Here is a 12,575-nt window from a genome sequence, read left to right as displayed (position 1 = left end):
CTCTGCCATCGTGTAATCCGTGATGCAGGTCTCACTACCCCCGAACGGGGGTGTGCGCTGCAGGGAAAGGGCAAGCAGGTGACAGCAGACGCGGCCGGGGCGGTCGAGATACGCAATGCGCTGGTACGGCTGCGGCGCACGACCGGGCTTCCGGTCGCCTTCGGCGGCCTGGTGGAGCCGCGGCGCCGGCACATGCGCATCAGCGAACTCAGCGGCACCGAGACACCCGCACTGCGGGGGCTGCCGGTGACCTCCGGCAACGGTCTGGGCGGCCGGGCGGTCGCGCTCGCCCGGCCGTGCGCGGTGACGGACTACTCCTCGTCGCGGCAGATCAGCCACGAGTACGACATCCCGGTCGCCACCGAGGGGCTGCGTTCGATCCTCGCGGTGCCGGTGGTCGTACGCCGCCGGGTACGGGGTGTGCTCTACGGCGCCCTGCGCACGGCGCAGCCGCTCGGTGACCGGACACTGGGCGCGGCGATGGAGGCCGCGCGGGACGTGGAGCAGGCGCTGGCCGTGGGGGACGAGGCGCGGGGACTGCTGGCCGCGGCCGCCCGCGCCCAGCCGGAGCGGAACCCGGCGGCGGGTGCCGCCTGGGAGCAGGTGCGGGAGGCCCATGCGGCCCTGCGGGCGCTGGCGCCGCGGATCACCGATCCCGCGCTGCGGGCGGAACTGCTCGGGGTGTGCGGGCTGCTCACCCCGAAGACGCAGGCTTACGGGGTCGATCTGGCCCCCCGCGAGCTGGACGTGCTGGCCTGTGTGGCGGCGGGCGCCACGAACGCGGTGGCCGCCGAGCGGCTCGGGCTGCGGGCCGAGACGGTCAAGGGGTACCTGCGGTCGGCGATGCGGAAACTGGGTGCTCACACGCGTGGCGAGGCGGTGGCCGCGGCCCGCCGGGCGGGGCTGCTGCCGTAGCGCTCTATTCGTTCACCGGTGCTTTGAATTTCGCCATGCCTGACCGTTGTTATATCCCTCACCACGTGGTCCGTCCGAATTTCAAAGCGAGATTGCCTAGAATTTGGCCCGAACACGACACTTGGAGGGGAGCGGCGACCGTGCGAGGGGACTTGAGGGAGCCTGCCAGACGCCACCCCGACCTGGTCATCGGCCGGGACGAGCTGCTACGCGCGGCGCGCGAGCAGCTCGCGCGGGGCGGCAGCGTGCTGCTCCACGGCCCCGCCGGAATAGGAAAGTCGACCGCTCTGCGGGCATTGGCATCCGAATACGGGACAGCCGCCCGCACCGTGCTGCGCTGCTCGGCGACCGAGTCCGAATCCCACCTCCCCTTCCTGGCCCTCGCCGACCTGCTCGGCCTGGTCGTGGACCAGGTGTACGACAAGCTGCCCGCCGCCCAGCGCACCGCCCTGGAGTCGGCGCTCACCGGCCGCGGCGAGTCCACCCTCCAGCGCGACGGCCTCGCCCTGCGCCTGGCCGTCCTGTCGGCGCTGCGCGCGCTCGCCGAGCAGGGCCCCGTCCTCGTCGTGGCGGACGACCTGCAGTGGCTGGACCCGGCGAGCGCGGAACTCCTCGGCTTCGCCGCCCGCCGTCTGGGCGACACCCCGGTGCAACTGCTGTGCGCGGTCCGCACCGAGGGCCAGGAGTACGACCGCCACCTGAGCGCCTCCCCGCCCGACACCCTGGCCGTGCGGCTCGGCGCGCTCACCCGCGCCCAGGTGTCGTCGCTGCTCGACCACCGCGGCTACACCGGCCTGCCGCGGTCCACCGTCCGGGACATCCACCGCACCAGCGGCGGCAACCCGTTCTTCGCCCTCGAACTGGGCCGCGCCCTGGCCGAGAGCCCGACCCCGCCGCGGCCGGGCGAGCCGCTGCCGGTGCCCACCTCGCTGCGCGCCCTCGTCCTGAACCGGCTGGACATGCTCTCCGTCGAGGCCCGCCGCACCCTCCTGGTGGCCAGCGTGGGCGCCCGCCCCACCCTGTCCCTGCTGCACGACGCCGGCCGGGAGAACGCCGAGGCCGAGACCGCGCAGGCGGCAGAACTCGGGCTGCTGGCGACCGAGCCGGAAGGCCCCGCCGTACGCTTCGCGCATCCGCTGATCTCGGCCGCCCTGTACGCGGAGGCGCCCGCGCAGGAGCGGCGGGCCGCGCACGCCGCGCTGTCCACGGCGGCCTCCGACCCGATCGAGCGCGCCCGCCATCTCGCCCTCGCGACCACCGGCACCGACCCGGAGGCCGCGGCCCGGCTCGCCGAGGCCGCCGCCCTGGCCAGGGACCGCGGGGCACCCTCGGTCGCCGCGTCGCTCGGGCTGCTCGCCGCCCGGCACACCCCGGCCGACGGCGAGCCGGGCCCGGACGAGCACCGGCTGCGGGCCGCCGAGGACGCGATCACCGCCGGCGAGGTGGACCTCGCACGGGACATCGCCCGCGACGTACTGACCCGGGCCGCCGAGCCCGCGGACCGGGTGCGGGCCTGGATGGTGGTCATCGAGGCCGCCGGACAGGCCCTCGGCGAGGTCGACACCGTCTACCCGCAGGCGCTGGCCGACGCCGGTGACGACCCGGGGCTGCTCGCCCTGGTCCACTACCAGCTGGCCTGGCGCGGACTGGTCGTGGAGGGCGACTTCGCCATCGGCCGGGAGGAAGCCGCGCACGCCGCCGAGCTCGCGGCCCGGGCCGGCGACCGGCGCACCGAACTCCTCGCGCTCGCCTTCCAGGCGACGACCGAGACCCTGATGGGCCACCCGGACGCCCCCGCGACCATCAAGCGCGCCCTGAAGGAACCTCAACTCCCCGACGTGGCCTGCCACCACAACGGGGCGGGCGCCACCCGCTACCGCTGGCTGATCATGAGCGATCAGCTGCCCGAGGCCCGCTCCACCGTCAACGCGCTGCTGCGTGAGGCGCGCCGGCGCGGCATGGTCGAGAGCGAGGTGCACTTCGTGCGTCTGCTCGCCGAGACCGAACTGCGCTCCGGGCACTGCGGCCGGGCCCTCGATCTGGCCCGGGAGAGCATGCGGCTGGCTCGCGACTCGGGGATCGGCGAGGCGTCCTCCGCCGTACTCGCCTCCCTCGCGGAGGCCTCCGGCGGGGATGTGGAGCGGGCGCTGACGCTGGGCCGCGAGGCGGTGGAGCTGGCCGAGCGAGCCGGTGACCAGATGTACATCTCCCGGGGGCTGACCGCGCTCGGCCACGCCCAGCTGGTCGCCGGGGACGCCGAGGGTGCGGTCCGTTCCCTGCGCCGGGTGCGGGACCTGGAGAACGGGCTCGGCATCACCGACCCCGCGCGCGGCCGCTGGCACGGCGACCTCGCCGAGGCCCTCGTCCGCATCGGCGAGACCGACGAGGCGCAGCAGCTCCTCGACGTGGCACGCGAACACGCCCTGCGGCTCGGACGCGAGGGCGTGCTCGCCGTGCTGGACCGGGCCGAGGCGCTGGTGCGGGCCGCACGCGGGGAGCACGAGGCCGCGCTCGCCCAGCTGGTGTCGGCGCAGGACCGCCTCGCCAAGCTGGGATACGGCCTGGAGGAGGCACGCGCCGCGTTCGCGCTGGCGTCGCTGCGTCCCGGCCGGTCGGGACGCGCGTCCTACGACGAGGCGGCCCGGCTGTTCCGCCGCTGCCGGGCGCTGCCCTGGTTGCGTCAGGTGGAGGCGGCCGCCGTCGCGAGCCCGGTGGAACCGATCGCCCCCACTGCCGCGTCAGAGGGCCTGGAAGGGCTTGCCGCGATGGAACGCCAGGTCGCCGCGCTCGTCATGGAGGGCGCGACCAACCGGGAGATCGCCGCGCGGCTGTTCATCAGCGTGAAGACGGTCGAGGCAACACTGACCCGGGTCTACCGCAAGCTGGGGATCCGCTCGCGCGTGGATATCGTCCGTTTGGCGGCGGCACGGCGAGCGAAGTGACGGCGCGCCAGGTTAACTGAAGCCGACCGAGGGTTTTCCCTTACACAACCCCCTAGGGGGTTCCCTCATTGGGAGCCGGGGGTTCCGCGTCCTAGCTTGAGGACGTGCCGCTCGCCCGGGCATACGGGGGTCGGTCCCGCGACCCCCGTGCACAACCCCCCACACCCGCGCGACCCCCCACCGGCAACCCCCACTGAGGAGACTCATGTTCGGGTCCAACCGTGCCAGGAAGACCGCCGCGGTACTCACGGCGACCGCAGCCGCGGCCGCCACCGCACTGCTCGGCGCACCTTCCGCGGCAGCCGCGCCCCAGCCCATCGTGGGCGGCACCACGACCACGACCACGGCCTACCCGTTCGTCATGCAGATCACGGACGCCTCGCAGAACCAGTTCTGCGGCGGCACCCTCGTCTCGGCCACCAAGGTGATCACCGCTGCTCACTGTATGGCCGGGGAGACCACCAGCAGCGTCAGAGTCGTCGGCGGCCGCACCTATCTGAACGGCACCAACGGCACGGTCAGCAAGGTCAGCAAGATCTGGATCAACCCGGACTACACGGACGCCACCAACGGCGACGACGTGGCCGTGCTGACGCTGTCGACGTCGATGCCGTACACGACGGCGTCGTACGTGAAGTCCTCGGACACCTCGGTGTACGCGGCAGGCACCACCGCCCGCATCCTCGGGTGGGGCACCACCTCGGAGAACGGCAGCTCCTCCAACCAGCTGCGGACGGCGACCGTGCCGATCGTGGCCGACTCCAGCTGCAAGAGCTCGTACGGGTCTGAGTTCGTCCAGACCGACATGGTTTGCGCCGGATACACATCCGGTGGCGTAGACACCTGCCAGGGCGACAGCGGCGGTCCCCTGCTCATCGGGGGCGTCCTGGCAGGGATCACTTCTTGGGGCAACGGCTGTGCGGAGGCCGGGTACCCGGGTGTCTACACCCGGCTGACCACCTTCTCCAGCCTGGTGACCGCACAGGTCAACTCGTAGGACGGGTACCCCAGAAGATCTCCTGAGCACATCCCTCAGGTGAGAGACAAGGGGGCGTTGCGGGCTACCACGAGCAGCTCGCAGCGCCCCCTTTCCATGCACTACTTGCCGTGCAGGTGGCACTACTTGTCGGCGGTGAGCTTCCCCGCCGCGCCCCAGCTGTCCGTCGGCACCTCGTGGATCCACACCTGAACGGTCTCAGCGGGGATCCGGTACGCGTCGACGAAGGCGTCGGTGATGCGCTTGACGAGGTCCCGCTTGAGCTCGGTGTCGCGGGGCCCCTGCTGGACGGTGACGATCGGCATGGCTGAACTCCCTTGAATGCGTTGCCTGTTCGGACCCGCCGTGAGCGGTTCCTCTTCGGTGGGACCAGTCCATCGCGATCGGCGCCCGCGACCAAGGAGCAGACCGCGACCGCAGCGATCAGTTCTCGTGATCGCCGCAGGCCAGCAGCAGGGTGTCCAGGTGCGGGGGCGGGGCACTGAGGGGCACGGCGAGGCCCGTGGACAGGGCGAGTCCCGGCGCGCGGAACGGCACGAAGGCGACGCGGGGGCTGTGCAGGACGCGCGCGTGGGACGCGTACACGACGGTCCACAGGGGGCGGCTGCCGATGGTGGCGAGGGCGTCCTGGAGGGAGCCGCCCGCCGGTCCGGGCAGCGGCTCGAACCCGGCCTCGTGGCAGGCGCCGACGACCAGGTCGACCAGGGCGGGGTTGTTGCGTCGCTGGGTGAGGGTGAGGGGCAGCTCGGCCAGCTCCTCGATGCCGATCTCCGCACGGTCGGCAAGGGGGTGTGTGGCGGGGAGAGCGGCCACCAGGGGATCGGGCCACAGGGGCAGCACCCGTACACCCGGCACCGGCTCGACGGCCCGTACGAAGGCGGCGTCCAACTGGCCGCCCGCGACCCGGGCCAGACGTTCGGCGACCGGCAGCGAGAACAGCTCGACGGGCACCTCCGGCGCACGGCGCGCGAACGCGGCGAGCACACGGTCGAGATGCGCGCCCAGGCCCGTACTGGTGCCGATCCTCAGGCCGGGCGGCGGGGCGACGGCGGCACGCGCCCGGTCGGCCGCCGCCAGCACCTCCCGAGCCTCGGGCAGCAGCCGCTCCCCCGCCGCCGTGAGCCGCACCCGGCGCGGCGTCCGGTCGAACAGCTCGGCGCCCAGCTCCCGCTCCAGGCGCTGTATCTGCATGCTCACCGCGGACTGCACGATGTGCAGCCGCTCGGCCGCCCGCCCGAAGTGCAGCTCCTCGGCGACGGTCACGAAATAGGTGAGCTGCCGCAGTTCCATGGGCCCGACTCTAGAGGGGCCGGGCGGGCGGCTGTTTGAATGAGCGCCCGAGGGACGCGACCGGAGGAGAGCGATGCACATGGTGTCCACGGACCGTTTCCTCGCCTTCGCCGCGATGTCCCTGCTGGTGATCGTGATTCCGGGCCCCAGCGTCCTGTTCGTCATCGGCCGCGCGCTCGCCCACGGCCGCCGTACGGCGGTGGCGACGGCGGTCGGCAATGTGTTCGGCTCGTATCTGCTGGTGGTGGCGGTTGCGATCGGGATCGGCTCGCTGGTGGAGCGTTCGGTGGCGATCTATCTGGCGGTGAAGTTCGCAGGCGCGGCCTACCTGGTCTACCTGGGTGTGCAGGCCTTCCGGCACCGCAGGCAGCTGAGGGCTTCGGCGATCCGGACGCAGCCGACGGGGCCGGCGCGCGGCGATCTGCGCACGGTGCTCGACGGTGTGCTCGTCGGGGTGACCAACCCGAAGGGCGTGGTCTTCTTCGCCGCCGTACTCCCCCAGTTCGTGGACCACGCGGCGGGCCACGTCCCGCTGCAGATGCTGCTGCTGGGCCTGATCCCGATCTCGATCGGCCTGGTCACGGACACCCTGTGGGGCCTGACCGCGTCGGCCGCCCGAACTTGGTTCGCCCGCTCCGACCGCCGTCTGTCGCTGATCGGCGGCGCGGGCGGCTTCGCGATGATCGGGCTGGGCCTGACGGTGGCGGTGACGGGCCGAGCGGACTGAGGATTACGGGATCACGGTCCCGAACCGGATGTCGTACGACGTGCCAGGGTGCATGGTGTCGAGCATCCGCACCCCTTCTTCCGCGAGTTCCGCGCGCTGAGCCTTGGTCAGTTTGCCGAACGGCTCGATGACGAGCGCGCCCTCCGCCAGCCTCCACACCCCGGCCAGAAAGCCGTCGACGAGGAACGTGCAGTAGGCCTGGTTGCCGACCCAGCTGCGGCCCCAGTACTCGGCCGGGACGACCCGGGTGCGGTCGGCGTGGGAGAGGAGCAGGTTGTCGAACTCCGGGAGGAAACGCGGCGGGGCCGGCGTCTCCGCGTCGGGCCGCGGCGCCTCCGGCAGATCGAAGAGCTCGACACCACCCTCGTCCCGAAAGGTCACGAGCTGCGGCCGAAGCCGCTCGAAGACCTCCCGCAGCCGCGTCAGACCGGCCCAGGTCTGCATGTCCTTGACGGAGGCGGGACCGAAGGCGGCGAGGTAGCGCAGGACGGTGGCATCGGCGGACGGGACGGTTGCGGCGGGGGATGCGAGCGGCGCGGTGGCGGACGGCGGAGTGGCGGCAGGTGCGGTTGCGCTCGATGGGGTCGAGCCCTGGGCATGGGCCGCGGGCGAAGCCGCGCCCGGCGCGGTCGCAGACGGCGAAGAGGAGCTCTGAGCCGGCGTGGCAGGCAAAGCCGCACCCGACGCAGCCGCAGACGTCGGAGTCGAGCCCTGAGCCAGCGCGACAGGCAAAGCCGCGCCCTGCGCACTCGCACTCGCACTCGCACTCGCACTCGACGGATTCGCGCCCGGCGAAGTCGCGGCCCATGCCATCGAGCGGTCGGCTGGGCCGCGGCCCAGCCAGTGCTCCGCGGTGGTCAGGGCGACCTGGCCGCTTCTCCCCCACAGGCCGCGTGGGGTGACCTGGACGAGGGGGAGCTTGCAGCGGGCTGCGATGGCGAGGGCTTGTGGGTCGGCGTCGGGCCACTCGGTCTGTAGGGCCTCGCGCAGCTGTTTCATGGTGCGCGGCTCGGCCTCGACGAGACCGCGGGCGAGAGCGGCCAGCCGGTCGAGGTCCACGCCCGCAAGCCCCTTGCGGAAGTTGGTGAGTTCACGGTCACGGGCCGGCTGGACGAGCGGACGCAGGATGAGGGCGTCGGCGGCGGTGTGGGTGTGGATGGTTGAGCGCATCGTGACGATACGGACGACCTCGCGGTCCGCCATCAGTCCCGACAGCTCCTCGGGTGTGAAGCCGTCGAGGCGGGCGGCGAGCGCGTAGTACGGCGGCTTGACGTTCTGGGCCTGGAGCCCGAGGAGATGCTCGACGGCGGCCTTGGCGGAGAGCGGGGACCGGCGCAGGAGCAGCTGCCGTTCGAGAGTCGCGCGGTTGAGCGCGCGGGTACCGAGCACAGGAGCCGTCGCTGTCGTCTTCGTCATGCCCCGCACGCTAGCCGCGCTTGCGGACACCTGCTGTCCGCGATTCTCACCCGATCCCGGACGCCCAGGCCACCCCGGCGCCATTTGCCCCGTATATCCTGCCCGGGATCACGCAGCCGCAGGTTTCGACCCGGGAGGCAGCCGCATGTCCGAGCGACGCGCCCGTCCGGTTTCCAAGGACGCGAGGAAATCCGTCTGGCGCCGCGCGCTGACCCCACCGCAGCCGCCGGCGTCGGACGACACACCGGCGCCGGCCGATCCGGCGCCCCCGGAGCCGGCGGAGGTGGCCAGCGTCGTCCAGGCGGCGCTGTACCGGGACGGCGTCCGCGTGTCCGCCCCGGCCACCCTCGCCGAGACCTTCCGCGAACTGCGCGACCAGCCGTCCGGCATGGCCTGGATCGGTCTCGCCCGCCCCACCGAGGGCGAACTCCTCTCCCTGGCCGCCGAGTTCGACCTGCACCCGCTGTCGGTCGAGGACGCGATGGAGGCGCATCAGCGTCCAAAACTGGAGCGCTACGGTGACACGCTGTTCGTCGTCCTTCGGGCGGCCCGGTATCTCGACGCCCCGGAGGAGGTCGACTTCGGCGAGTTGCACGTGTTCGTCGGACCCGACTTCGTCATCACGGTCCGCCACGGCGCCGCCCCCGACCTCTCCGCGGTCCGCCGCCGTATGGAGGAGTCGCCGGAGCTGCTGAAGCTGGGCCCGGAGGCTGTCCTCTACGCCATACTCGACGCGGTCGTCGACGGTTACGCCCCGGTGGTGGCGGGCGTCCAGAACGACATCGACGAGATCGAGACCGAGGTCTTCCGCGGCGACCCGGAGGTCTCCCGCCGCATCTACGAACTCTCCCGCGAAATGGTCGAGTTCCAACGCGCCACCCGCCCCCTGGTCGGCATGCTGCACGGCCTGATCGCCGGGTTCTCCAAATACGGCACGGACGACGAACTCCAGCGCTATCTCCGGGATGTCGCCGACCATGTCACCCACACCAGCGAACGCGTCGACGGCTTCCGCCAGGCCCTCACCGACATCCTCACGGTGAACGCGACGCTGGTGACCCAGCAGCAGAACGCGGAGATGCGGGCCCTGGCGGAGGCGGGGTTCGAGCAGAACGAGGAGATCAAGCGGATCTCGTCGTGGGCGGCCATTCTCTTTGCTCCGACGCTCGTTGGAACCATTTACGGCATGAACTTCTCCCACATGCCCGAGCTGCACTGGGGCCTCGGATACCCCTTCGCGATCGGCTTGATGGGCGTTATCTGCGTGAGTTTGTACCTTATTTTCAAGCGTCGGGGCTGGCTGTAGGGCGGCCGATGCCGCCCCAGCAGTGTGCACTGATTGCTCTTGCACCTTCCAGAGAAAGAGCCGTGACGGGCCCTGGGGAGCTCCTGGGGAGAATTGATGCGGGTGATCTCCTCGTCCTGCCGTAACCGAGCCTCTGACCTGGCAGTTTTAGTATTTTTCAACGCTGGGGAGAATCTGGGGAGAATCGCATGGCATTCCCACCTTCCACCCGGCGCAACGAACCCCCCATCCTCCCTGTTCGCCAGGGTCCGCCGATCCAACTGCCCCTGCGAGACATCACAGATAGTGACACCGATGCGCCGCCTCAACGCCCGCACCCGGCCGCCGACACGGTCGCCCGATGTGGGCCCTGGGCGTATCCCCCCCCCGTTACCGTCTTCGTGGCTCCGCAACGGGGCCTCCGGCCTTCGGGTCCGGCATGACTTCCCCCTCCTGCTTGTTGATGATCCGGGGGGTGGTGTCACCGGATCCGGAGGCATCGACGGACCGCTGATGAGGGGCTTGAGCACCGGCTTCACAGGCCGGAAGAGCTCTCCGTAACGTGGATGTGGCAGCTCGGTGCCCTGGCAAGGCCGGACGAGAGCGTGATGGAGGGGCCTGCACGTGATCGACACCGGCGACATCGACGTCTTCCTCGGCCTGGACGTCGGTAAAGGCGAACACCACGCCACCGCCGTCACCCCGGCCGGAAAGAAAGCGTTCGACAAGCGCCTGCACCTTCTACGAACCCCAGCCAGCCACGCCAGAAGGCGTCTAGGAGGAAGTGTCGTCCCCGGCCGGAAGGTGAACAGCCACGTCATAGTTGGCGATCCGCCCCGCCAGCGCCCTCGGGCTGACGCCATGAACGTTGTCCCGGTCAGGGTCAGCACCGGCTCCCAGAAGGAGCCGAATCGTCCCGCCTTCGCCCCGCGAACAGAACACCGCCCTCCACAACGGCGTATTGCCATGACGGTCCACGACATCGACCGCCGCACCCGCGGCCAGCAAGACTTCGACGGCAGCGGGCGCCTGCGCCTGAGCAGCAAGATGCAGCGGAGTCCAACCCTCGGCATCGACAGCCCCAGGGTCGGCGCCCTCAGCCAACAGTGCCCTCAGGCCGTCCACGTCCCCGCCACCAGCCGCATAGTGCACCGCGGCCCGCCCCAACCGATCCCGATCCGTCATGCCGACCATCCTCACCCGGCTTAGGTCAGGCTGAGTCGCCGAGAACCCGCCTTGTTTCAGTCCACAGTCGCTCGAACTCCTCTGCGGAGATCTCGACTGCCTCGGGCTGGTCCTGCCAGCCGTCCAAGAGACCTTCGGCGAGGACGCCGTACTGCCGTTCATAGCGGCCCATCGCCGCGAGGTCGGCGTGATCACGCAAGTGCAGCACCTCTTCCAAAGAGGCCGCCGTCACCGCCCGCGAGTCCCTCCCCCGGACCTCAACCTGTCGCGCCGCCCAGCCCTCGTCATCGGCCTCGAAATACAGCCACAGATCTTCGTCCTCGTAGTAGGTGCGGAACCAGATCGTCATGCCGCCATCCTGACCCACCACCTTGACCAAACACATAGGGGCACCCCCCCCGCCGGTACGGTCACTCCCAGACCGACACCGGTGATCTCTGCGTTGATCTCCACAATGTCGATGACGGTGCCGGAGGCCAGCCGCTCGTCGACCTCCGTGACGAACGTGATGCGCCGTCCGGAAGCCGCCTCGTTCACCCGCCTGAGCTGGTCGACACGCTGGATAACTCGACGTCGCCCAGTGAGTGGTGTGCATCGTGAATTCGCAGGTCACGGGTGTGGTGTGTGTTACGAGTCGTACCGCTCGTCGGCCAGCGCCGCCGGATTCTCCGGCAGATGTCTCGCCTCCCACAATCTCAGCAGATTTGCCGTTGCCGCCGATCATCGCCGACACGTGATGATTACGGCCAATGCATCGGTGGTCCGTGCTTCGTCCAGGCGGTCCTTCACGCGAGCATGGTCGCGGCCAATCGAGTCGCCGGATGATTCCCTGAGGGCGGAGGGCACGTATGGACGTTCGACAGCTGGAGTACTTCCTGGCGATTGTCGACCGCGGTGGATTCAACCGTGCGGCCTCGGCCCTGTACGTGTCGCAGCCGTCGCTGTCGCAGGCGGTGCGGGCACTGGAGCGTGACCTCGGTTCCGAGCTTTTCCATCGCATCGGACGCAGGGCGGTGCTGACGGAGGCCGGAAGAGCCCTGATCGAACCTGCCCGGGAGGCGGTACGGAGTCTGCAGACGGCACGGGCGAGCGTCGCGGCGGTGCACGAGCTACGTGAGGGACGCCTGGACGTGGCATCCGTGCCGTCGCAGGCGGTGGAACCACTGACGAGTCTGGTGAGTACCTTCAGCCACCGGTACCCCGGCGTCTCCGTGGCCATCAAAGCGGCGTTCACCGCACGTGATGTCATCAACATGGTGCGCACGGGTGCCGTGGAACTGGGGCTCTTGGCGTCCACCGGGCCGTTCTCCGACAAGGGGGTCGTCGCCTACGCGCTGGAGCGGCAGCGCTTCGTGCTGATGGTGCCGGCCGACGGCCCGTTCGCTGGTCGGACCGCGGTGGAATGCCGCGAGCTTGCCGGACAGAGGCTGATCGTCGGACAGCCGGGTACCGGGATGCGCGCCTACGTCGACGCGCTGCGGGAACAGGGCATCGAGTTCACCATCGCCGCCGAGACGGAGCACCGGGTGTCGCTCATGCCGCTGGTGTTGGCCGGGGTGGGGCTCGCGGTGATCATGGATTCCTGGCGGGACCTCGCCCGGCGGCTGGGCGCCCGCGTTCTGGACATCGAGCCGGAGACCAGCCTGGACATCGCTCTCGTCAGCCGCCGCGGCAGCCTGTCGCCGGCAGCCGCCGCGTTCGTCACGGCCGCCACCACAGCCACCGGCAGCTGACAGGCACCACTGGAGCTGATAGGCGTCGCCTATATGGGATATCCGCTTTGCGTCTTGGACGCCCCACGGACCGCCTTGCTGCAAT

General features: G+C 70.8%; 11 protein-coding genes. 6 read left to right on the top strand and 5 right to left on the bottom strand.

Features of this window, described 5'->3' with window-relative positions; translation table 11 throughout:
* The first annotated feature begins 78 nt into the window (after positions 1-78).
* From ACWDAG_RS23665 to ACWDAG_RS23655, 3 genes are all read left to right on the top strand, one after another.
* Positions 79-915, top strand: coding sequence for a response regulator transcription factor (locus tag ACWDAG_RS23665; protein ID WP_450697540.1), 837 nt, complete (start codon positions 79-81; stop codon positions 913-915).
* 140 nt (positions 916-1,055) lie between these two features.
* Complete coding sequence (locus ACWDAG_RS23660) at positions 1,056-3,857, top strand: ATP-binding protein (RefSeq protein WP_450697539.1); 2,802 nt, start codon at positions 1,056-1,058, stop codon at positions 3,855-3,857.
* A 205-nt stretch (positions 3,858-4,062) separates the two neighbouring features.
* Positions 4,063-4,854, top strand: coding sequence for a S1 family peptidase (locus tag ACWDAG_RS23655; protein WP_450697538.1), 792 nt, complete (start codon positions 4,063-4,065; stop codon positions 4,852-4,854).
* Positions 4,855-4,976: 122 nt separating this feature from the next.
* On the opposite strand, the gene dmpI is transcribed toward ACWDAG_RS23655, so the two are convergent.
* A complete protein-coding gene (dmpI, locus tag ACWDAG_RS23650) occupies positions 4,977-5,159 on the bottom strand; it encodes a 4-oxalocrotonate tautomerase DmpI (protein WP_030940445.1) in 183 nt (60 codons plus the stop codon).
* 118 nt (positions 5,160-5,277) lie between these two features.
* On the bottom strand, positions 5,278-6,144 hold the full coding sequence (locus tag ACWDAG_RS23645) for a LysR substrate-binding domain-containing protein (RefSeq protein WP_450697537.1): 867 nt from the start codon (positions 6,142-6,144) through the stop codon (positions 5,278-5,280).
* Between the two features lie 79 nt (positions 6,145-6,223).
* On the opposite strand from ACWDAG_RS23645, the gene ACWDAG_RS23640 reads away from it, so the two are divergent.
* Positions 6,224-6,871 (top strand): LysE family translocator, encoded by a 648-nt coding sequence (locus ACWDAG_RS23640; protein WP_450697536.1) that lies wholly within the window; start codon positions 6,224-6,226, stop codon positions 6,869-6,871.
* Between the two features lie 3 nt (positions 6,872-6,874).
* On the opposite strand, the gene ACWDAG_RS23635 is transcribed toward ACWDAG_RS23640, so the two are convergent.
* Entirely contained in the window at positions 6,875-8,287 is a 1,413-nt protein-coding gene (locus tag ACWDAG_RS23635) for a DNA glycosylase AlkZ-like family protein (protein WP_450697535.1), read from the bottom strand.
* A 145-nt stretch (positions 8,288-8,432) separates the two neighbouring features.
* Between ACWDAG_RS23635 and ACWDAG_RS23630 the strand changes: the two genes are divergently transcribed.
* Positions 8,433-9,593, top strand: a complete 1,161-nt coding sequence (locus tag ACWDAG_RS23630) for a magnesium and cobalt transport protein CorA (protein ID WP_450697534.1) — start codon at positions 8,433-8,435, stop codon at positions 9,591-9,593.
* A gap of 753 nt (positions 9,594-10,346) precedes the next feature.
* Here ACWDAG_RS23630 and ACWDAG_RS23625 read toward each other — a convergent pair.
* Together ACWDAG_RS23625 and ACWDAG_RS23620 are read right to left on the bottom strand one after the other, a co-directional pair.
* On the bottom strand, positions 10,347-10,757 hold the full coding sequence (locus ACWDAG_RS23625; protein ID WP_450697612.1) for an ankyrin repeat domain-containing protein: 411 nt from the start codon (positions 10,755-10,757) through the stop codon (positions 10,347-10,349).
* A gap of 25 nt (positions 10,758-10,782) precedes the next feature.
* Positions 10,783-11,106 (bottom strand): hypothetical protein, encoded by a 324-nt coding sequence (locus tag ACWDAG_RS23620; protein ID WP_450697533.1) that lies wholly within the window; start codon positions 11,104-11,106, stop codon positions 10,783-10,785.
* Between the two features lie 499 nt (positions 11,107-11,605).
* Between ACWDAG_RS23620 and ACWDAG_RS23615 the strand changes: the two genes are divergently transcribed.
* Positions 11,606-12,490, top strand: coding sequence for a LysR family transcriptional regulator (locus ACWDAG_RS23615; protein WP_450697532.1), 885 nt, complete (start codon positions 11,606-11,608; stop codon positions 12,488-12,490).
* Positions 12,491-12,575 lie beyond the last annotated feature (85 nt).

The sequence above is a fragment of the Streptomyces sp. NPDC001157 genome (assembly GCF_053598255.1).
This window is presented reverse-complemented; position numbering and strand designations above follow the sequence as displayed.

Excerpts from the sequence above, each read along its gene's own strand:
- ACWDAG_RS23655 (WP_450697538.1), top strand. The coding sequence starts at position 4,063 with ATGTTCGGGTCCAACCGTGCCAGGAAGACCGCCGCGGTACTCACGGCG.
- dmpI (WP_030940445.1), bottom strand. The coding sequence starts at position 5,159 with ATGCCGATCGTCACCGTCCAGCAGGGGCCCCGCGACACCGAGCTCAAG.
- ACWDAG_RS23645 (WP_450697537.1), bottom strand. The coding sequence starts at position 6,144 with ATGGAACTGCGGCAGCTCACCTATTTCGTGACCGTCGCCGAGGAGCTG.
- ACWDAG_RS23640 (WP_450697536.1), top strand. The coding sequence starts at position 6,224 with ATGGTGTCCACGGACCGTTTCCTCGCCTTCGCCGCGATGTCCCTGCTG.
- ACWDAG_RS23635 (WP_450697535.1), bottom strand. The coding sequence starts at position 8,287 with ATGACGAAGACGACAGCGACGGCTCCTGTGCTCGGTACCCGCGCGCTC.
- ACWDAG_RS23630 (WP_450697534.1), top strand. The coding sequence starts at position 8,433 with ATGTCCGAGCGACGCGCCCGTCCGGTTTCCAAGGACGCGAGGAAATCC.
- ACWDAG_RS23625 (WP_450697612.1), bottom strand. The coding sequence starts at position 10,757 with ATGACGGATCGGGATCGGTTGGGGCGGGCCGCGGTGCACTATGCGGCT.
- ACWDAG_RS23620 (WP_450697533.1), bottom strand. The coding sequence starts at position 11,106 with ATGACGATCTGGTTCCGCACCTACTACGAGGACGAAGATCTGTGGCTG.
- ACWDAG_RS23615 (WP_450697532.1), top strand. The coding sequence starts at position 11,606 with ATGGACGTTCGACAGCTGGAGTACTTCCTGGCGATTGTCGACCGCGGT.